18 protein-coding genes are annotated in these 20642 nt (G+C 72.4%); 8 read left to right on the forward strand and 10 right to left on the reverse strand.

Translation table 11 applies throughout. The features are described from left to right. Window positions 1-35: 35 nt before the first annotated feature. The 6 genes from IEZ05_RS22755 to IEZ05_RS22780 form a co-directional block, all read right to left on the reverse strand. Window positions 36-1448 (reverse strand): nucleobase:cation symporter-2 family protein, encoded by a 1413-nt coding sequence (locus IEZ05_RS22755; RefSeq protein ID WP_189232063.1) that lies wholly within the window; start codon window positions 1446-1448, stop codon window positions 36-38. A gap of 64 nt (window positions 1449-1512) precedes the next feature. Then, complete coding sequence (gene pucL, locus IEZ05_RS22760) at window positions 1513-2448, reverse strand: factor-independent urate hydroxylase (RefSeq protein WP_189232064.1); 936 nt, start codon at window positions 2446-2448, stop codon at window positions 1513-1515. Between the two features lie 7 nt (window positions 2449-2455). Further along, a complete protein-coding gene (gene uraH / locus IEZ05_RS22765; RefSeq protein ID WP_189232065.1) occupies window positions 2456-2857 on the reverse strand; it encodes a hydroxyisourate hydrolase in 402 nt (133 codons plus the stop codon). Between the two features lie 43 nt (window positions 2858-2900). After that, complete coding sequence (uraD, locus tag IEZ05_RS22770; protein ID WP_189232066.1) at window positions 2901-3407, reverse strand: 2-oxo-4-hydroxy-4-carboxy-5-ureidoimidazoline decarboxylase; 507 nt, start codon at window positions 3405-3407, stop codon at window positions 2901-2903. A 149-nt stretch (window positions 3408-3556) separates the two neighbouring features. Continuing rightward, complete coding sequence (locus tag IEZ05_RS22775; RefSeq protein ID WP_189232067.1) at window positions 3557-3925, reverse strand: helix-turn-helix domain-containing protein; 369 nt, start codon at window positions 3923-3925, stop codon at window positions 3557-3559. After that, on the reverse strand, window positions 3922-4173 hold the full coding sequence (locus IEZ05_RS22780) for a hypothetical protein (protein WP_189232068.1): 252 nt from the start codon (window positions 4171-4173) through the stop codon (window positions 3922-3924). Before IEZ05_RS22780 ends, IEZ05_RS22775 begins: the two co-directional genes overlap by 4 nt. 139 nt (window positions 4174-4312) lie before the next feature. On the opposite strand from IEZ05_RS22780, the gene IEZ05_RS22785 reads away from it, so the two are divergent. From IEZ05_RS22785 to IEZ05_RS22805, 5 genes are all read left to right on the forward strand, one after another. Then, the gene (locus tag IEZ05_RS22785) at window positions 4313-5152 is read left to right on the forward strand and encodes a TIM barrel protein (protein ID WP_189232069.1); all 840 of its coding nucleotides are present in this window, start codon (window positions 4313-4315) and stop codon (window positions 5150-5152) included. Between the two features lie 32 nt (window positions 5153-5184). Further along, window positions 5185-6075, forward strand: a complete 891-nt coding sequence (locus tag IEZ05_RS22790) for a 2-hydroxy-3-oxopropionate reductase (protein ID WP_189232070.1) — start codon at window positions 5185-5187, stop codon at window positions 6073-6075. Window positions 6076-6250: 175 nt separating this feature from the next. Next, complete coding sequence (locus IEZ05_RS22795) at window positions 6251-7714, forward strand: catalase (RefSeq protein WP_189232071.1); 1464 nt, start codon at window positions 6251-6253, stop codon at window positions 7712-7714. Between the two features lie 562 nt (window positions 7715-8276). Then, window positions 8277-8522 carry a hypothetical protein gene (locus IEZ05_RS22800; protein WP_189232072.1) on the forward strand — a complete coding sequence of 82 codons (246 nt, stop codon included), beginning with the start codon at window positions 8277-8279 and terminating at the stop codon, window positions 8520-8522. 101 nt (window positions 8523-8623) lie between these two features. Next, the gene (locus IEZ05_RS22805) at window positions 8624-9265 is read left to right on the forward strand and encodes a TIGR04222 domain-containing membrane protein (RefSeq protein ID WP_189232073.1); all 642 of its coding nucleotides are present in this window, start codon (window positions 8624-8626) and stop codon (window positions 9263-9265) included. Window positions 9266-9359: 94 nt separating this feature from the next. Here IEZ05_RS22805 and gcl read toward each other — a convergent pair whose 3' ends face one another. Next, window positions 9360-11144, reverse strand: a complete 1785-nt coding sequence (gene gcl, locus IEZ05_RS22810; protein WP_189232074.1) for a glyoxylate carboligase — start codon at window positions 11142-11144, stop codon at window positions 9360-9362. 185 nt (window positions 11145-11329) lie between these two features. On the opposite strand from gcl, the gene IEZ05_RS22815 reads away from it, so the two are divergent. After that, window positions 11330-12016 carry a hypothetical protein gene (locus tag IEZ05_RS22815; protein WP_189232075.1) on the forward strand — a complete coding sequence of 229 codons (687 nt, stop codon included), beginning with the start codon at window positions 11330-11332 and terminating at the stop codon, window positions 12014-12016. An 18-nt stretch (window positions 12017-12034) separates the two neighbouring features. Here IEZ05_RS22815 and IEZ05_RS22820 read toward each other — a convergent pair whose 3' ends face one another. Continuing rightward, a complete protein-coding gene (locus IEZ05_RS22820; RefSeq protein ID WP_189232076.1) occupies window positions 12035-13642 on the reverse strand; it encodes an AMP-binding protein in 1608 nt (535 codons plus the stop codon). Further along, a complete protein-coding gene (locus IEZ05_RS22825) occupies window positions 13639-15312 on the reverse strand; it encodes an AMP-binding protein (protein WP_189232077.1) in 1674 nt (557 codons plus the stop codon). The genes IEZ05_RS22820 and IEZ05_RS22825 overlap by 4 nt, the downstream gene beginning before the upstream one ends. A gap of 123 nt (window positions 15313-15435) precedes the next feature. On the opposite strand from IEZ05_RS22825, the gene IEZ05_RS22830 reads away from it, so the two are divergent. Then, window positions 15436-16272 carry a helix-turn-helix transcriptional regulator gene (locus IEZ05_RS22830; protein WP_189232078.1) on the forward strand — a complete coding sequence of 279 codons (837 nt, stop codon included), beginning with the start codon at window positions 15436-15438 and terminating at the stop codon, window positions 16270-16272. Window positions 16273-16647: 375 nt separating this feature from the next. Further along, complete coding sequence (locus IEZ05_RS22835; protein ID WP_189232079.1) at window positions 16648-19458, forward strand: helix-turn-helix transcriptional regulator; 2811 nt, start codon at window positions 16648-16650, stop codon at window positions 19456-19458. A 242-nt stretch (window positions 19459-19700) separates the two neighbouring features. On the opposite strand, the gene IEZ05_RS22840 is transcribed toward IEZ05_RS22835, so the two are convergent. After that, complete coding sequence (locus tag IEZ05_RS22840) at window positions 19701-20537, reverse strand: alpha/beta fold hydrolase (RefSeq protein ID WP_189232080.1); 837 nt, start codon at window positions 20535-20537, stop codon at window positions 19701-19703. Between the last annotated feature and the right edge of the window lie 105 nt (window positions 20538-20642).

Here is a 20642-nt window from a genome sequence, read left to right on the forward strand (position 1 = left end):
GCGGGGTGTACCCACGAGGGGGGCACGGCAGGACCCTAGGAGGATTTGAGTGCCGGAACCGTACTGCCGCTCCGGGTGCCGAGGTGGTGGAAGAACAGGTTGAGGGCGACCGCGACGATCGCGCCGGCGCTGATGCCCGAGCCGAGCACGGTCTGCGCCCAGGCCGGGAAGTCGGCGTAGAAGGTCGGCGCGGCCAGCGGGATGATGCCCGCGCCGAGCGCCACGGCGACCAGGATGATGTTCGAGCTGTCGTCCAGTCCGGCCTCGGACAGCGTGCGGATGCCGCTGACGGCGATCGAGCCGAAGAGGACGATGCCCGCGCCGCCGAGGACCGGCATGGGGACCAGGGAGACGACCGCGCCGAGGACCGGGAAGGCGCCGAGGACCAGCAGGGTGGCGCCGGCGACGGCGACGACGTAGCGGCTGCGGACCCGGGTCAGGGAGACGACGCCGACGTTCTGCGCGAAGGCGGAGGTGGGGAAGCCGCCGAAGACGGGGCCGATCAGGGTGGCGAGGCCGTCGGTGCGCAGGCCGCGGGTGATGACCTTGGCGTCGGCGCGGCGGTCGCAGATCTCGCCCAGGGCCAGCATCCCGGCGCTGGACTCGGTCATCAGGACCAGCATCACGATGCACAGCGACAGGATGGCCGCGGGCTGGAACTCGGGGGCGCCGAAGGCGAAGGGCGTCGGCAGCGCGGCGACCGGGGCGGTCTTGAGGGCGCTGAAGTCGGCCATGCCGAAGGGGATGGCGGCCAGGGTGCCGATCAGCAGGCCGAAGAGCAGGGCGACCTGCTTGAAGAAGCCCCTCCCGAAGCGCTGCATCACGAGGATGACGCCGAGGGTGAAGGCGGCGAGCGCGAGGTTGCTCATGGCGCCGAAGTCGGCGGCGGTCTTGTCACCGCCCTGGGCCCAGCCCACCGGGACGGGCATCAGCGTGACGCCGATCAGGGTGATGACCACGCCGGTGACCAGCGGCGGGAAGAATCTGAGCAGCCGTCCGAAGAAGGGGCCGACGGCCAGGCAGAAGACGCCCGCGACCATCACCGCACCGTAGATCGCGGGGAGTTGGTCGCCCTTGGAGTTGGTCTCGGCGATGGCCAGGATCGGGGCGATGCCGGCCGAGGAGGCCGCGTTGACGAAGGGCAGCCGGTTGCCGACGAAGCCCTTGACGCCGAGGGTCTGCAGCAGGGTCGCCACGCCGGCGATGAGCAGCGAGGCGGCGATGAGCCGGGTGCGGGACTCGAGGTCGAGTCCGCAGGCCTGGCCGATGATGAGCGGAGGAGTGACAACGCCCGCGTACATGGCGGCGATGTGCTGGAGCGCGGCGGGGACGAGCCGCGAGGGGTGGAGCTTCTCGTCCACCGGGTGCACGGACGTGACGGCGTCCTCGATGTGCTCCGGCGGGGTGGAACTCGGGCCTGTGGCGGGCCCTTTCGCAGGCAGTGCCATGTTGTTCCCTCCGGTGTGGCGCGCCCCCGGGTCCGGATGCCCGGCCGGGGGCGCGCTTCCCGCGTCAGAGGTTGGTCATGTCGACCGGGATGAGTTGCTCGGCGCCGTCGCGCAGGATGGTGGCCTCGATCAGGCCGTAGGGGCGGTCGGCGGCGTAGTACACGGCGCCGTCCTTGGCCTCGTTGTCGATCCCGAAGGGCGACAGGTCCGAGCGGAAGTGGTGCTTGTTGGGCATGGAGAAGCGGATCTCCTCGACCTCGTCGCGCGAGTTCAGCACCCGCACACCCATCTCGAAGAGGGTCTGCTGGAGCGAGTACGAGTAGGTCTCGGCGAACGCCTGGAGCGCGTGCTTGCGCACTCCGTTGTACGACCGGTCCCAGTCCGGGGCGTGCGAGTCGATGCCGTCCCAGTTGTGCCGCCACCAGGTGGAGACGGTGGTGGCGAGGATACGGTCGTAGTCCTCCTTGAGGGTGGTGTACTTGTCCTTCAGGTAGCCCCAGAACTCGGAGTTCGTCGTGTTCAGGACGGTGAGGTCCTTGAACCCGGAGAGCACCTGGATGCCGTGGCCGTCGTAGGTGATCTGCGCGACGCGGGTCTCCTGGCCCTTGCGGACGAAGGAGTGGGCGATCTCGTCCGAGCCGACGAAGCGGGCGCCGGACTGCGAGGTCTCGATCCGCTCCCAGCCGTACTCCTCGACGCGGATCCGGGCCCGGGAGATGGACTCGGTGTTGTCCACGAAGTGGCGGGCGAGCTTGACGCCGAAGTCCTCGGCGCTTTCGATCCCGTGCTCCTTGGCGAAGGCGTACACCGTGTTCTTGGTGGTGTCGGTGGGCAGGACGTTCGCGTTCGAACCGCTGCGGTGGACCTCCTCCATGTCGCCGGAGAGGGCGACGGAGACGTTCAGGTCCTTGATGTGGTGCGTGTCGCCGTCACGCGTGATCTTGACAACGCGGTTCTCTGCCTTGCCGTACTGGTTCTGTCCCAGGACGAAACGGGTCATGTGTCGGTCAGCTCCCTCGGTAAACGGAGTAGCCGAACGGGTTGAGCAGCAGCGGAACGTGGTAGTGCTCACCGGGCACCACCGCGAAGGTGATGGTGACCTCGGGGAAGAACACCGGCCGGCCGTTCTCGCTGTCCCGGAGCGCGGGGGCGTCCTGCTGGGCCGCGGCTTGTTTCTTGGCGAAGTACGTCTCGGTGTCGAAGTCGAGCCGTACGTGGGTGGTGCCCTCCGGCAGTGCCGGCAGGTCCTTGCACCGCCCGTCCGCGTCGGTCGCGGAGCCGCCGAGCGTCTGCCAGTCCGCCTCGGGTCCGCCGCGGGCGGAGAGGTGGACGGCGACGCCCTCGGCGGGGCGGCCGACGCTGGTGTCCAGGATGTGCGTGGACACGGAAGCGGTGGTATCGGTGCTCATGCGATGTCCTCTTGCGGTGTGCAGCGACGTCGGTCGGCTCGGGTCAGGCGGCGTCGAGCAGCCGGGCCAGCCGGATACGGTTGATCTTCCCCAGTTCGGTGCGGACGATCTCCCGTTCCTGTTCGGGCGAGTTGCCGATCCGCTCCTTGACCGCGTCCCGCATCTGCTCGCCGGTCCGGCCGGTGGCGCAGATGAGGAACACGTGGCCGAACTTCTCCTGGTAGGCCAGGTTCAGTTCGAGCATCTCCGCCTTGAGTTCCGCGGAGGCCCCGGCCATCCCCGCCTGCTCGCGGGAGGAGGTGGGGTCGCCGGGCTTGGGGCGGCCGATGGGCGGGTGCCCGGCCATCGCCTCCTCGAGGTCCGCCGCGGTCAGCTCGGCCATGGCGGCGTCGGACGCGGCACAGAGGTCCTCGGGGGTGGCGAAGGGGCGGGCGGTGATCAGTTGCCGGGCCCACGCCGTGGAGGCACACGCCTCGTGGAGTTCCGCGAACGCCGCGGTCTCCTCGAGAGCGTTGAAACGGGCCAGGCCCGACGCGGAAGTGGACGTCACGGGAGCCTCCGTGGCCTTGTGCTGAACGGGCGTGCCGATAGCTAACGCCCTCGGAAACAACGCGTCAACACTTTGTTGAAAATTCGGGGTAACAAAAGCCGCCGCCCGGTTACGGGACGGCGGCTTGTCGTGCGGGGCTCCCGCGCAGGTCAGGAGTCCTTCTCGCGGTTGAGGTAGTTGTACACGGTGAAGCGGCTGACACCCAGGGCACTCGCGACGGTCTCCACGCCGTGCCGCACGGAGAAGGCGCCGCGCGCCTCCAGGGTACGCACGACCTCCTGCTTGGCCCTGCGGTCCAGTTCGGCCAGCGGCCTGCCCTGCCGGCGTTCCATGGCGGCGAGGATGTGGTCCAGGGAGTCGGCGAGCTGGGGCAGGCGCACGGCGACGACGTCGGCGCCCTCCCAGGCGAGCACGACGTCGTCCTGGCCCGCCTCGTCCGGCGGGAGCATCTCGCCGCCGATGGCGTCGATCAGGGGCTTCACGGCCGCGATGAAGGGCTCCTCACCGGGGCCGGTCACCGCTCACCCTCCTCGACCACGTTGACCTGGAGCGAGATCCGGGTGGCGCCGGCCTCCAGGGAACGGCGCAGCAGCGCGTCCACGGCGGTGAGCACCGCGTCGGCGCCGCCCGCGGCGGTGTTGCCGAACGGGCCGACGTCGACCTCGTCCAGCTCCGCGGCCTCGACGACCTCCCGGGCGACGACCGCGTGGGCCGGCGCCTCGTCGAGGTCGAAGGGTTCGGTCGTGAACTCCACTCTCAATCGCACCGGGTCAACCTAACGCGCAATGCCCGATTTCCGCCGCCCCCTCTTGACAAGCTCCGAACCCTGACGGCAATCTTCCATTACGCAGAAACGAACTTCCGTATTACGGAAACACGACACACGGAAGGGAGCGCGGCACCCGATGGGATTCGCAGACCAGCGCTTCAACGTCAACCTGTCGATCCTCTTCACGGAACTCCCGCTCCTGGAGCGCCCCGCGGCCGCCGCCGCGGCCGGCTTCACCGCGGTCGAGCTGTGGTGGCCCTGGATCGACTCCCCCACCCCCGAGCCGTCCGCCCTCGACGCCCTGAAGAAGGCCATCGAGGACGCGGGCGTCCAGCTCACCGGGCTGAACTTCTACGCCGGACAGCTGCCGGGCCCCGACCGCGGCGCCCTGTCCGTCCCCGGCGAGGAGTCGGACCGCTTCCGCGCCAACATCGACGTGGCCGCCGACTTCGCGAAGTCGCTGGGCTGCACGGCGCTCAACGCCCTGTACGGCAACCGCGTCGAGGGCGTGGACCCGGCCGAGCAGGACCGGCTCGCGCTGGAGAACCTGGTCCTCGCCGCCCGGGCGGCCGACCGGATCGGCGCGGTCCTGCTGATCGAGGCGCTCAACAAGCCCGAGTCGCCGCTGTACCCGCTGGTGTCGGCGCCGGCCGCGATCGAGGTCGTCGACAAGGTCAACGAGGCCACGGGACTGGGCAACGCCAAGTTCCTCATGGACCTCTACCACCTGTCCATGAACGGCGAGGACCTCCCGCAGGTGATCGACGCGTACGCCGCGAAGACCGGCCACGTGCAGATCGCCGACAACCCCGGCCGCGGCGCCCCGGGCACGGGTTCGCTCCCCCTGGAGGAGCTGCTCGACCGGCTGGCGAAGGCCGGTTACGAGGGCTGGGTCGGCCTGGAGTACAAGCCCGGCGACCGCCCGAGCGCGGAGGCCTTCGACTGGCTGCCCCGCGAAGCCCGCGCCGCCCGCTGACACCCCCTGATTTTTTTCGAGAGGCACCCATCATGAGCAACCTCCCCAAGATCGCCTGGATCGGCCTCGGCATCATGGGCTCCCCCATGTCCGAGAACCTGATCAAGGCGGGTTACCAGGTCACGGGCTTCACGCTGGAGCAGGAGAAGCTGGACCGCCTGGCCGCCGCCGGCGGCACCTCGGCCGGCTCGATCGCCGAGGCCGTGCGCGACGCCGACGTCGTCGTCACCATGGTGCCCGCGTCGCCGCAGGTCGAGGCCATCGCCTACGGTCCCGACGGCATCCTGGAGAACGCGAAGTCCGGCGCGCTGCTGATCGACATGTCCTCGATCACCCCGCAGACCTCCGTGGACCTCGCGAAGGCCGCCAAGGACAAGGGCATCCGCGTCCTGGACGCCCCCGTCTCCGGCGGCGAGGCCGGCGCGATCGAGGCCGTCCTGTCCATCATGGTCGGCGGTGAGCAGGCCGACTTCGACGAGGCCAAGCCGATCCTGGAGGCCCTCGGCAAGACCATCGTGCTGTGCGGTCCGCACGGCTCGGGCCAGACCGTGAAGGCCGCCAACCAGCTGATCGTCGCCGTGAACATCCAGGCGTGCGCCGAGGCCGTGGTCTTCCTGGAGAAGTCGGGCGTGGACCTGAAGGCCGCCCTCGACGTCCTCAACGGCGGCCTGGCCGGCTCGACCGTGCTGACGCGGAAGAAGGACAACTTCCTCAACCGCGACTTCAAGCCGGGCTTCCGCATCGACCTGCACCACAAGGACATGGGCATCGTCACCGACGCCGCCCGCAACGTCGGTGCCGCCCTGCCGGTCGGCGCCGTGGTCGCCCAGCTGGTCGCGTCCCTGCGCGCCCAGGGCGACGGCGGCCTGGACCACTCGGCCCTGCTGCGGGCCGTGGAGCGCCTCTCCGGCGCCCAGGTCTGACGCACCGCCCCGAGACCTCCGGGCGGCGCCGCCGCTGACACCTGTCCTGTCGCGCCCGAGCGGCGGCGCCGCCCGGAACCCACTTCAACAAACTGTTGACGTGCTCAGCACCCCAAACTTAGGCTCCACGAAGCGGAAACAGTTTTCCGCTGACCCCTCGCACGGAAGGTCCCCGATGTCGCAGCGCGTGCTCACGACAGAGTCCGGCGCCCCGGTCGCCGACAACCAGAACTCCGCCTCCGCCGGCATCGGCGGCCCGCTCCTGATCCAGGACCAGCACCTGCTGGAGAAGCTCGCCCGCTTCAACCGCGAGCGCATCCCGGAGCGCGTGGTGCACGCCCGCGGCTCCGGCGCCTACGGCCACTTCGAGGTGACCGACGACGTCACCGACTACACGCACGCCGACTTCCTGAACACCGTCGGCAAGCGCACCGAGGTCTTCCTGCGCTTCTCCACCGTGGCCGACTCGCTGGGCGGCGCGGACGCGGTCCGCGACCCGCGCGGCTTCGCGGTGAAGTTCTACACCGAAGAGGGCAACTACGACCTCGTCGGCAACAACACCCCGGTGTTCTTCATCAAGGACCCGATCAAGTTCCCCGACTTCATCCACTCGCAGAAGCGCGACCCGTTCACGGGCCGTCAGGAGCCGGACAACGTCTGGGACTTCTGGGCGCACTCCCCCGAGGCCACGCACCAGGTGACGTGGCTGATGGGCGACCGCGGCATCCCGGCGTCGTACCGCCACATGGACGGCTTCGGCTCGCACACCTACCAGTGGACGAACGCCAAGGGCGAGTCCTTCTTCGTCAAGTACCACTTCAAGACCGACCAGGGCATCCGCTGCCTGACCGCCGACCAGGCCGCGCAGATCGCGGGCCAGGACCCGACCTCGCACCAGACGGACCTGGTGCAGGCGATCGAGCGGGGCGTGCACCCGTCCTGGACGCTGCACGTGCAGCTCATGCCGGCGGCCGAGGCGGCGAACTACCGCTTCAACCCGTTCGACGTGACCAAGGTGTGGCCGCACAGCGACTACCCGCTGCGCCGCGTGGGCCGGCTGGTGCTGGACCGCAACCCGGACAACGTCTTCGCCGAGGTCGAGCAGGCCGCGTTCTCCCCGAACAACTTCGTTCCGGGCATCGGCCCCTCCCCCGACAAGATGCTCCAGGGCCGCCTGTTCGCCTACGCGGACGCGCACCGCTACCGCCTGGGCGTCAACCACACCCAGCTCGCGGTGAACGCGCCGAAGGCGGTGCCCGGCGGTGCGAACAACTACGGCCGGGACGGGTTCATGGCGTCCAACTCGCAGGGCCGTGCCGCCAAGAACTACGAGCCGAACTCGTACGACGGCCCCGTCGAGACCGGCCGCCCGCTGGCCGCCCCGCTGGCGGTGTCCGGCCACACCGGCACCCACGAGGCGCCGCTGCACACCAAGGACGACGACTTCTTCCAGGCCGGTGAGCTGTACCGCCTGATGTCCGAGGACGAGAAGAAGCGCCTGGTCGCCAACATCGCCGGCGGCCTGTCCCAGGTCTCCCGCGAGGACGTGATCCAGAAGAACCTCGCGCACTTCCACGCCGCCGACACGGAGTACGGCAAGCGCGTGGAGGAGGCGGTCCGCGCCCTGCGCGAGGACTGATCCACCAGCTCGCCCACGGGACTTGACGGGGAGGTCAAGACCGTGTGCGCGGCCCGCGCAGGCATCGGAACGGCCCGGATGAGGGGTGGCCGCCCGATGCCGGCGCGGGCAGGGCGAGGACCGCGGCGGCCTGCGAGCCAGTGCGGTGGTGAAGGGCCCGGGGCTCCTCCTACGACCTGAGGGGAGAAGTCGCCCGGTCCCGTCGTGAACCGCCGCGGTCCCAGCCACTCGCCTGTACGGCGTTCCGAGCCGTCAGGCCCCTGAACTCCGTCCGGCGGCGCGAACGACCTGTCGCGCCCAGCCTCGCGCCGTCGGACGGGAACCACCCGGAAATCCCTCCCCACCCCAAAACCCTCACCGGGCCGAGAGGCGCCGGATGCGGACGGTCCCGCATCCGGCGCTTCTCTGTGCCCGGTGCGTTTCCGTGCCGGGGGCGATTCGCGCCCGGCACGTCTGCCTGTCCGGTGCTGCTCCGTGCCCGGCGCTGCCACGCGTCCGGTGCTTCCGCGCGTCCCGTGCGGGCCGGGGTGCGGGTGTCTGCCGGGCGCAGCAGTCTGGAGTCATGGCACATCCACCGGAGCATCCCCACATCGTGGTCCGTCCCGCGGCGCTGGACGGCTCCCGCCGGGTCACCTCGGGCGAGGAGACGCTCGGGGTCGCCTCGCACCTCGACGACGTCGCCGAGATCCTGCGGCTGGCCGACCTGTACGTGACCGACGTCGCCACCAGCGACCTCGTCGAGTGGCAGGGCGGCGGCCCGGACGAGTGGCCGGGGCTGCACGAGCATCACGAGCCCCACGGGAACTGAACGCGCGTGGGTTTTCCTCACGTCTTCCTCCGAGAACGCGGCCGCACGCTTGAACCACCCCCCGCGCCGGGCACATCCCCGGACACACGGGGGGTGAGGCCATGGACAGTGGCACGGACATCGGATGGGAGCCGCACGAGATCGCGCTGCTGGGCGGCGGGCCGCGAGCCGCCGTCACGGTCGCCGTGGTCGCCCTGCACCTGCGGGGCGCCGTCGAGACCGGCCCGCGCAGGACGCTGTGCGCGACGGGGCCGGAGCCGGAGGGGCTGGGGCCGTTCGAGGGGACGGTCCTGGACTGCCTGCGCGAGCCGCTCACCGCACGCGAGCTGGTCCGGCACCCCGACGTGCGCCTGGCGCTGGCCCTGACGCGCATCCCGCTCGCGGAGGAGGGGCTGCTGCGCTATCCCCGGCTGGGGCCGACCCGCGGCGCCCGCCGCCGCGTGGCGTTCTGGCGGGACCGGTACCCGCTGCCGGCGGCCAGGCACGGGCTGTCGGACGAGGACACGCTGCTCGCCGTCGCCCTGCACGGCGATGCCGCCCTGCGCCTGCTCCTGCCGCGCTTCGCGCTCCGGGCCGGGCTCATGAACCCGGGCGCCCCGGCCGAGGGAGTGCGCTTCTCCCTGGGCCGGGGCAGATTCCTGAGGTGGCGCGACGAGTACGAGGACTCCGTCTCGGGCGACTGGGGCGGGGGCCACGGGGACCACTCGGGCGGCTTCGGCGGGGGCGGGGGCGGCGCGGACTGAGCGGTCCCGGACATGCGCGAGGGCGGCCCGTCCAGGTGACGGGCCGCCCTCGCCGAGGCCGCACGGGTCGTGCGGGTCCTCCGGGTCGTACGGGTCAGACCTTGAGCGTCCGGATCGCCGTCGGGGCGTGTCCGGGCTCGGTGGCGACCTCCTCGAACTCCACGACGTTGCTGATGTCGTTGGTGCCCGACATGGAGATGTTGGTGACGCGCTCCAGGATCGCCTCGACGACGACCGGGACCTGGAACTCGGCGGCCAGCTTCTTGGCCTGCTCCAGCGCCGCGCCCAGCTCGTTCGGGTCGGTCACCCGGATCGCCTTGCAGCCCAGGCCCTCGGCGACCTTGACGTGGTCGACGCCGTAGACGCCCAGCTCGGGCGAGTTGATGTTCTCGAACTCCAGCTTGACCTGGAAGTCCATGTCGAACCCTCGCTGCGCCTGACGGATCAGGCCCAGGTAGGAGTTGTTGACCAGGACGTGCACGTACGGGATCTTGTGCTGCGCGCCGACGGCCAGTTCCTCGATCATGAACTGGAAGTCGTAGTCGCCGGAGAGCGCCACGACCTGCCCCTCGGGGTCGGCCTTGGCGACGCCGAGCGCGGCCGGGACGGTCCAGCCGAGCGGGCCGGCCTGGCCGCAGTTGATCCAGTGCCGCGGCCGGTAGACGTGGAGCATCTGGGCGCCGGCGATCTGGGAGAGACCGATGGTGGAGACGTACCGGGTCTCCGGGCCGAAGGCCTTGTTCATCTCCTCGTAGACGCGCTGCGGCTTGATCGGGATGTCGTCGAAGTGCGTACGGCGCTGGAGCGTGGCCTTGCGCTCCTGGGCCGAGGCGGCCCACGCGGAGCGGTCGGGCAGCTTCCCGGCCGCCTTCAGCTCCTTGGCGACCTCGACGAACAGCTCCAGCGCGGCCTTGGCGTCGGAGGCGATGCCGTAGTCCGGGGCGAAGATCTTGCCGATCTGGGTGGGCTCGACGTCGACGTGGACGAACTTCCGGCCCGCCGTGTAGACGTCCAGCTTGCCGGTGTGGCGGTTGGCCCAGCGGTTGCCGATGCCGAGGACGAAGTCCGACTCCAGGAACGTCGCGTTGCCGTAGCGGTGCGAGGTCTGCAGGCCGACCATGCCGGCGTTCAGCTCGTGGTCGTCGGGCAGCAGGCCCCAGCCCATCAGGGTCGGCACGACCGGGGTGCCGGTCAGCTCGGCGAACTCCACGAGGAGGTCGGCGGCGTCGGCGTTGATGACACCGCCGCCGGCCACGATCAGCGGGCGCTCGGCGGCGTTGAGCATGCCGATCGCCTTCTCGATCTGGGCGCGGGACGCGGCCGGCTTGTAGACCGGGAGCGGCTCGTACGTCTCGGGGTCGAACTCGATCTCCGTCATCTGGACGTCGATCGGCAGGTCGATCAGGACCGGGCCGGGCCGGCCGGAGCGCATCAGGTGGAACGCCTGCTGGAAGACGCCGGGGACCTGCGCGGCCTCCAGAACGGTGACCGCCATCTTCGTCACGGGCTTGGCGATGGAGGCGATGTCGACGGCCTGGAAGTCCTCCTTGTGGATCACCGCGGTCGGCGCCTGGCCGGTGATGCACAGGATCGGGATCGAGTCGCCGATCGCCGAGTACAGACCGGTGATCATGTCGGTGCCGGCCGGTCCGGAGGTGCCGATGCAGACGCCGATGTTGCCGGCGTGGGTCCGGGTGTACCCCTCGGCCATGTGCGAAGCGCCCTCGACGTGACGGGCGAGGGTGTGATTGACACCGCCGGAGGCCTTGAGCGCCGCGTAGAAGGGGTTGATCGCCGCGCCCGGCACACCGAACGCGTCGGTGACGCCCTCGCGCTTGAGGATCTCAACTGCCGCTCGGGCAGCGGTCATACGAGCCATCGAGTACTCCTGCTTCGGCTGTCGGATTCGCACTCCCGGCGCGCCCCGCGGTGAGCAATTCCGTAGCTTTTCCGTATAGCGAAATTTGGTTTCTACGATCTGGAAGTAATGTAAGTGGGTGGCTGGGGGCCGTCAAGAGACCGGGGCGGCCAAGACACGGACAGGACGGGGGTGTCCGGAGGACGATGGGGGTCATGTCCGAGACCATCTCGGTGTGCTGCGCCGCCTGCGGGCGCCGGCACCGCTACACGGCACCGTCGTACCCGTGCGTCTGCGGCACGCCCGTCGCCCCGCCGCTGGATCCCCGCGGGACCCCCACGGTGGTCACCCAGCGGGCCTGGGACGAGGAGTGGATCGGGGTGCGCTGCTCGGCCTGCGGGACCGAGAGCCAGTGGCCGCGCCCGGAGCTGGGCTGTGCGTGCGGGACGGTGCTGTGCGTGCCGGTGGACCGGACGGCCGCGGGCCGCACGGGCCGGCCTCCCGGCTCGCGGGTCCCGGCCCACCGGGCCGTCCCGATCCGCACGGCCCGCGACGCGGTCACCGCCGCCGTCCTGTATCTGCGCGGGCTCGGGCACCGGGACGTGCGCCGCGCCGACCAGCGGCCCACGGCCGGCATCGGGCTGGCCGCGCCGGGCATCGTGGCCCAGGTGGACCCGACGGTGGGCCCGGCGTCGGCGCGGGACGTGGAGTGCCTGTGGCTGACGGCCATGGCGGAGTCCGCGCAGGGCCTCTACTTCTCCCTCGCCGGGTACACCGACGACGCCCGCGCCCGTGCCGGGCTGCTGGAGGTCCCGCTGTTCGTCCTCGACCCCTCGGGCGCGGCCCGCCCCGTCAACGCGCCGGCCGTGGCGCTGGACGCCACGGCCGGCTGAACTTCGCTCCTACGGGGCCTAGTTGCCGTAGGTCTCCCGCAGCTCGATCTTGCGTACCTTCCCGGAGACGGTCATCGGGAAGGCGTCCAGGTTCTGCACCCGGCTGGGCACCTTGTAGTGGGCCAGCTGACCTTCGCAGTAGGCGCGCAGTTCCTCGAGGGTCAGCGGGTCGGCCGCGTCGCGCGGGATCACGCAGGCGAGGACCTCCTCGCCGTAGCGCTCGTGGGGCACGCCGACGACCTGGACGTCCGCGATCTTGGGGTGGCCGTAGAGGAACTCCTCGACCTCGCGCGGGTAGATGTTCTCGCCGCCCCGGATGATCATGTCCTTGATGCGGCCGACGATCTCCACGTAGCCGTCCTCGCGCATCATCGCGAGGTCCCCGGTGTGCATCCAGCGCCCCTGGTCGATCGCCTCGGCGGTCTTCTCCGGCTCGTCCCAGTAGCCGAGCATCACGCTGTAGCCGCGGGTGCGCAGCTCACCGGCCTCGCCGCGGGGCACGGTCACGCCGGTCACCGGGTCGACGACCTTCACCTCGATGTGCGGCAGCACCCGGCCCACGGTGCCGGTGCGGTGTTCCAGGTCGTCGTCCATGCGGGTCTGCAGGGAGACCGGGGAGGTCTCGGTCATGCCGTAGCAGATGGAGACCTCCTCCATGTGCATCTCGGCGACCACCCGTTTCATCACCTCCACCGGACAGGGCGAGCCCGCCATGATGCCGGTCCGCAGAGAGGAGAGGTCGTACGAGGCGAAATCCGGGTGGTTCAGCTCCGCGATGAACATGGTGGGGACGCCGTACAGCGAGGTGCACCGCTCCTGCCGCACCGCCTCCAGTGTCGCCGCCGGCTCGAAGGACGGGGCGGGGATGACGATGCAGGCGGCGTGGGAGGTGGCGCCCAGATTGCCCATGACCATGCCGAAGCAGTGGTAGAAGGGGACGGGCAGACACACCCGGTCCTGCTCCGTGTAGCCGACCGTACGGCCCACCCAGTAGCCGTTGTTGAGGATGTTGTGGTGGGAGAGGGTGGCGCCCTTGGGGAAGCCGGTCGTGCCGGAGGTGTACTGGATGTTGACCGGGTCGTCGCAGCTCAGCTCGGCGGCGATCCGGTCGATCCGCTCCGGCGGCACGGAGGCGGCGCCCGCGGTCAGCGCGTCCCAGGACGGGTCGCCGATGTAGACGGTCTCCCGCAGCGCGGGACACCTGCCGCGGACCTGGTCCACGATCGCCCGGTAGTCGCTGCTCTTGTGGGCGAGGGACGCGATGAGCACGCTGATGCCGGACTGCTTGAGCACGTACTCCAGCTCGTGCGCGCGGTAGGCCGGGTTGACGTTCACCATGATGACGCCGATGCGGGCGGTGGCGTACTGGACGAGGACCCACTCGGGGCAGTTGACCGCCCAGATGCCGACCCGGTCGCCCTTGGTGACGCCCTTCGCCAGCAGTCCGCGCGCCACCTCGTCGACGGCGGCGCCGAACTCGGCGTACGTCCAGCGCCGTCCGGACGGGACGTCGACCAGGGCCTCGCGGTCGGGGTGGGCGGCGACCGCCCGGGCGAGGTTGGCGCCGATGGTGTCGCCGAGGAGGGGCGTCTCGCTGGTGCCGTGGGCGTAGGAGAGCTCGGTCACCGGAAGTCCTCCTCGCGGTACTCGTCCTGCGAGCCGGCCGCCGTGGCCTCGCGCAGCTCGATGCGGCGGATCTTGCCGGACACGGTCTTGGGCAGCTCGCCGAACTCCAGGCGGCGGATGCGCTTGTACGGGGCGAGGACCTCGCGGGAGTGCTCGAAGAGGACCTTCGCGGTGTCCGGGCCCGGCTCCCAGCCCGCCGCCAGGACGACGTACGCCTTGGGCACCGCGAGCCGCAGCTCGTCGGGGGCCGGGACGACCGCCGCCTCGGCGACCGCCTCGTGTTCCAGCAGGGCGCTCTCCAGCTCGAAGGGGCTGATCTTGTAGTCGCTGGCCTTGAACACGTCGTCGGCCCTGCCCACATAGGTGAGGTACCCGTCGGCGTCCCGGGCGCCGATGTCGCCGGTGCGGTAGTAGCCGCCGGCCATGGCCTCGGCGGTGCGGTCCGGGTCGCCGTGGTAGCCCGTCATCAGGCCGACGGGGCGCTCGGACAGGTCGAGCGCGATCTCGCCCTCGTCGGCGCCGGGGGCACCGGTGACCGGGTCGAGGAGTTCGACGCGGTAGCCGGGGCTGGGGCGGCCCATGGAACCCGTCTTCAGCACCTGTCCCGGGCTGTTGGACACCTGCACGGCCGTCTCGGTCTGGCCGAAGCCGTCCCGGATGGTCACGCCCCAGGCCCGCCGGACCTGCTCGATGACCTCCGGGTTCAGCGGCTCCCCGGCGGCGACGACCTCGCGCGGCGGGGTGGCGAGGCGGGTCAGGTCGGCCTGGATGAGCATCCGCCACACGGTCGGCGGGGCGCAGAAGGTGGTCACCCCGGCCCTGTCCATCTCGGCCATCAGGCGGGGCGCGTCGAAGCGCGTGTAGTTGTACAGGAAGACGGTCGCCTCCGCGTTCCACGGCGCGAACAGGTTGGACCAGGCGTGCTTGGCCCAGCCGGGCGAGGAGATGTTCAGGTGCACGTCCCCCGGCCTCAGGCCGATCCAGTACATGGTCGCCAGGTGCCCGACGGGGTACGACACGTGGGTGTGCTCGACCAGCTTGGGGCGGGCGGTGGTGCCCGAGGTGAAGTACAGCATCAGCGGGTCGTCGGCGGCGGTGGGGCCGTCCGGGGCGAAGCCGGCCTCGGCCGCGGAGGCCTCCTCGTACGGCTGCCAGCCGGCGGCCGTGGTGCCACCGACCGCGACGCGCGTGTAGTCGCCGGGCACGTCGTCGAACTTGGCGGCGTCCTCGGCCCGGGCGATCACGTGCCGCACCCGGCCGCGGTCGACGCGGTCGCGCAGGTCGGCCGGGCCCAGCAGGGTGGTGGCCGGGATGACCACGGCGCGCAGCTTCATCGCCGCCAGGGCGGTCTCCCACAGCTCGACCTGGTTGCCGAGCATGACGAGGATGCGGTCCTCGGCGCGGACGCCGCGCCCGCGCAGCCAGTTCGCGACGCGGTCGGACCGGGCGGACATCTCCGCGAACGAGACCCGGACCTCGGAGCCGTCCTCCTCCACGATGTGCAGCGCCGTGCGCTCGTTGCCCTCGGCGATGACGTCGAACCAGTCCAGCGCCCAGTTGAAGTTCTCGGGGCGGGGCCAGGTGAAGCCCTCGTAGGCGGTGGCGTAGTCCTCACGGTGTTCCAGCAGGAAATCGCGTGCGCTGCGGAACAGCTCGGTCGCCGTCGTCATCTGTCCTCCTCGGTGCCGGACCATTGCCGGGCGGCTCTCTGCCATCGTGTAATCCGTGATGCAGGTCTCACTACCCCCGAACGGGGGTGTGCGCGAGGAACGGGCCGCGAAGGAGTGAGCGCAGTGGCGGTGGACGCGGCTGACGTGGGGGAGATCCGCAGTGCGCTGGTGCGGCTGCGGCGCGTCACCGGGCTGCCGGTCGCCTTCGGCGGGCTGGTGGAGTCCGGCCGGCGGCAGGTGCGCATCAGTGAGCTCAGCGGCACCGCGACGGCCGCGCTCAGCGCCCTCGCGGTGACCTCCGGCAACGGTCTGGGCGGCAAGGCGGTGGCGCTGTCGCGGCCGTGCGCGGTGACGGACTACTCCGTCTCCCGGCAGATCAGTCACGAGTACGACCTCCCCGTCGCCGCCGAGGGCCTGCGCTCGGTCGTGGCCGTGCCGGTGGTGGTACGGCGCCGGGTGCGCGGCGTGCTGTACGGCGCCCTGCGCGCGGCCCAGCCGCTGGGCGACCGGACGCTGAGCGCGGCCGTGGAGGCGGCGCGGGACGTGGAGCAGGCGCTGCTGCTGCGGGACGAGGCGGGCGAGCTGCTGGCCGCGGCCCGGCCGGAGCCGACGCGCGATCCGGCGGGCTCCGCGGCGTGGGAGCAGGTACGGGAGGCGCATGCGGCGCTGCGGGCGCTGGCGCCGAGGATCGCGGACCCGGCGCTGCGGGACGAGCTGCTGCGCGCGTGCGGGATGCTGGCCGCGGGCGGCTCCGCCGTCGGCGGGGTGCGGCTCGCTCCGCGTGAAGTGGACGTGCTGGCGTGTGTCGCCGCCGGGGCGACGAACGCGGTGGCCGCGGAGCGGCTGGGGGTGGGTTCGGAGACGGTGAAGGGGTATCTGCGGTCGGCCATGCGGAAGCTGGGTGCTCGCACGCGGGGCGAGGCGGTCGTCGCGGCGCGGCGGGCGGGGTGGCTGCCGTAGCCGTCCGGCGGTTGCGTGACGATTTCGGGTGGGTGCGGGGGTCGTGCGGGTGCGGGTTCGCCGTGGCCGGTCGCGCAGTTCCCCGCGCCCCTGGGGGTGCCGGTGCGGGCGCTTGGAGCGGCGTGCCCGGGGGGCCGTGGGCGAGGGTCGACGCGGCCGTGCGGGTGCGGCGTCGCCGTGGCCGGTCGCGCAGTTCCCCACGCCCCTGGGGGTGCCGGCGCGGGGCGTGGTCGGGGGGCGGCCGTGGGCATTCCGAAGGTTTTGTATTCTGTGTTCACCGCCTTGTTATTTCCCTCACCTCCTCGCTCTCCCGTAATTCATTGCCCCGATGCCTAATATTGGCCGGGACACGACACGCGGAGGGGAGCGGTCACCGTGCGACGGGACTTCACGGAGCCTGCCGGGCGCCGCTCCGACCTGGTCATCGGGCGGGAGGCACCGTTCGGCGCGGCCCGTGAGCAGCTCGACCGAGGGGGCAGTGTGCTCCTGCACGGCCCCGCCGGAATTGGAAAGTCGACCGTCCTGCGGACACTGGCCACCGAATATGCCCGCACCGCACGCACCGTGTTGCGCTGCTCGGCCACGGAGTCCGAATCCCATCTCCCCTTCCTGGCCCTCGCCGACCTCCTCGGCCCCGTACTGGACGACGTGTCCGGCGCCCTGCCCGCCGCGCAGCGCACCGCGCTGGAGTCGGCGCTCACCGGCCGCGGCGAGTCCACACTCCAGCGCGACGGGCTCGCGCTGCGCCTCGCCGTGCTGTCCGCGCTGCGGGCCCTCGCCGCCGAGGGCCCCGTCCTCGTCGTCGCCGACGACCTGCAATGGCTGGATCCCGCCAGCACCGAGCTGCTCGGCTTCGCCGCCCGCCGCCTCGGCGACACCCCCGTGCGGCTGCTGTGCGCGGTGCGGACCGACGGCCAGGAGTACGACCGCCATCTGCGCGCCTCCCCGCCGGACACCCGGGCGGTACGCCTCGATCCGCTGACCCGCGCCCAGGTGTCGGCGCTGCTCGACCAGCGCGGCTTCTCCGGCCTGCCCCGTTCCACGGTCCGCGACATCCACCGCACCAGCGGCGGCAACCCGCTGTTCGCGCTGGAGCTGGGCCGCGCCCTGGCCGAGAGCCCCACCCCGCCCCGGCCGGGCGAGCCGCTGCCGGTGCCGACCTCGCTGCGCGCGCTGGTGCTCAGCCGCCTGGAGATGCTGTCGGAGGAGGCCCGCCGCACCCTGCTGGTGGCCAGCGCGGGTGCCCGCCCCACCCCGGCCCTGCTGCACGCGGCGGGCCGGGTCAACGCCGAGGCCGAGACCGCCCAGGCGGCCGAGCTGGGCCTGCTGGCGACCGACCCGGAGGGTCCGGCCGTACGGTTCGCGCATCCGCTGATCTCGGCCGCGCTGTACGCCGAGGCGCCGGCACCGGAACGGCGGGCCGCGCACGCCGCGCTGTCCACGGCGGCGTCCGACCCGATCGAGCGCGCCCGACACCTGGCCCTGGCCACCACCGGCACCGACCCGGAGGTGGCGGCGCGGCTCGCGGAGGCCGCCGCGCTGGCCCGGGACCGCGGTGCGCCGTCGGTGGCGGCCTCGCTGGGGCTGCTGGCCGCCCGGCACACCCCGGCGGACAACGCACCGGGGCCGGACGGGCACCGCCTCCAGGCGGCCGAGGACGCGATCACCGCGGGCGAGGTGGACCTCGCCCGGGACGTCGCCCGCGAGGTACTGACCCGGGCCACCGCGCCGGGCGAGCGCGTACGGGCCTGGATGGTGGTCATCGAGGCGGCCGGGCAGGCCATCGGCGACGTCGACGCCGTGTTCCCGCAGGCCCTGGCCGACGCGGGCGACGATCCCCGGCTGCTGGCCCTGGTCCACTACCAGCTGGCCTGGCGCGGTCTGGTGGTGCAGGGCGACTTCGCGCAGGGCCGGGAGGAGGCGGCGCACGCGGCCCGGCTGGCGGCGCGGGCCGGGGACCGGAGCACCGAGCTGCTCGCGCTCGCGTTCCAGGCCCAGGCCGAGACGCTGATGGGTCACCCGGACGCCCCCGTGACGATCGAGCGGGCGCGGCAGGAGCCGCAGGACCCGCGGGTGGCGTGCCATCACAACGGTGCGGGCTCGTCCCGGTTCCGCTGGCTGGTGATGAGCGACCGGCTGGCCGAGGCGCGGACCACCGTCACCGCGCTGCTGCGCGAGGTGCGGCGGCGCGGCATGGCCGAGAGCGAGGTGCACTACCTGCGCTTCCTCTCCGAGACCGAACTGCACGCCGGGCACTGCGGCCGGGCCCTCGAATTGGCCCGGGAGAGCCTGACGCTGGCGCGGGACGCGGGCATCGGCGAGGGCGCGGGGGCGATGCAGGCGGCGCTCGCCGAGGCCGCGGGCGGGGACGTGGAACGTGCGCTGGCGCTGGCGCGGGAGGCGGTGCGGCGGGCCGAGGAGGACGGCGACGCCGTGTACCTCTCGCGCGCGCTGGCCGCGCTCGGCCACGCCCACCTGGTGGCGGGCGACGCCGGTGCGGCCGTGGACGCGCTGCGCCGGGTACGGGAGCTGGAGGCCGGCGCGGGCATCACCGACCCGGCGCGCGGCCGGTGGCAGGGCGACCTCGCGGAGGCGCTGGTGCGGACCGGACAGCCGGCCGAGGCGCAGGAGGTCATCGAGGTCACGCGCGCGCACGCGCTGCGGCTGGGTCGCGGGAGCGTGCTGGCCGTGCTGGACCGGGCGGAGGCGCGGCTGCGGGCGGCGCGGGGCGAACACCGGTCCGCCGTCAGCCGGTTGGTGTCGGCGCGGGACCGGCTCGCCGACCTCGGCTTCGGTCTGGAGGAGGCGCGGGCGGCGTTCGCGCTGGCGGAGCTGCGGGCGGACCGGCCGGGGCCGGTGTCGTACGACGAGGCGGCCCGGCTCTTCCGGCGCTGCCGGGCGCTGCCCTGGCTGCGGCAGGTGGAGGCGGCCGTCGCGGCACGGGCGGTCGCGGCCGAACCGGCCCCCGTGCGGCTCGCCGCGGCTCCGGACTGCCTGGCGGGTCTTGCCGCGATGGAGCGTCAGGTGGCGTCGCTCGTCATGGAGGGCGCCACCAACCGGGAGATCGCCGCCCGGCTGTTCGTCAGCGTCAAGACGGTCGAGGCGACGCTGACCCGGGTCTACCGCAAGCTCGGCATCCGGTCGCGCGTCGACATCGTCCGACTGGCGGCGGGCCGCAAGACCTAGCGCCGACGAACCGGCGGAGGTGGGGCGACCGGATGCCGGCGCGGCCGGCGGAGCGGCGGTCGGGCGGACCGCACGCGCCCCGTGAGCGAGGGCGGCACCGACCGCCGGCACGGCCCTCCAGGGGGCGAGGCCCGGCCTGGGCGCGGGCGGTACGCGGCGGGGGCCGACCGGCAGACCGGTCGTCGGACGGGCCGCACGCGCCCCGTCGGAGAGGACGGCACCGAGCGCCGGGGCCGGCCCGTCTAGGCGCGGGCGGCGTCCGAGTGGAGGAAGGCGAGGGTCAGCTCCGCCACCCGGTCGGGGAACTGGTCGTGCGGGTAGTGCCCGGCGCCCTCGATCATCTCGAGGCGGCCGAGGCCGGCCGGCAGGGCGTCGACGATCGCGGAACCCTCGGCGTGCGGGTCGGCCCAGTCGGGGTCGAGGGTGCCCATGACGATCAGGATCGGGCACCGGACGTCCGCGAGCCGTGCACCGGCGTCGACCGGGGCGCTGCGGCCCATGTTCTGCATGGCCTTCATCCGGCCGGGCTCGCGCAGCAGGGCGTCGATGCGCCCGAGCCGCTCGGCCCAGTCGGCCGGCTTGACGCCGGGGTAGGCCACGTCGAGGTACGAGCGCCAGATCGGCAGGCTGCCGAACGCGCCCGCGCCGAGCAGCCGCAGCACGCCCCGCCTGAAGCGCCTCACCCGAAGGTCGCCGAGGCGGAGCGACTGCTTGCGGGTGAACGGCGCCAGCTCGACGACCGCGGTGACCAGCGAGGGCTCGTGTGCGGCGGCGATGGTGGCGGCGCCGCCGGAGACCGAGTGGCCGACGATGACCGCGGGGCCGCCCAGGTGCCGGACCACGGCCAGCAGATCGCCGGCGATGTCGGTGCGGCTCCAGGCCGGCCAGTCGACGCTGGACTCGCCGCAGCCGCGCAGATCGACGGCGGCGACCCGATGGCCCGCCGCCACCAGCGCGGGGATCACCGCACGGTAGGCGGCGCGGCTGTCGCCCATGCCGTGGGCGAGGACGATCAGGGGGCCGGTCCCGGCCACGTCGTAAGCGATCGTGCCGCCGTCCACGGCAAGGTACTCGGTCATGACATCCCCCGGCTCCGATGGGCTAACGCTGTTAGCTAGAAGCTAATGCCGTTAGCCACACCTGTCAAGGGAACCGCGCGGCCCGCCGCCGCGTCCGAGAGGCGG

The sequence above is a fragment of the Streptomyces flaveolus genome (genome assembly GCF_014648815.1).
Lineage (GTDB): Bacteria > Actinomycetota > Actinomycetes > Streptomycetales > Streptomycetaceae > Streptomyces > Streptomyces flaveolus.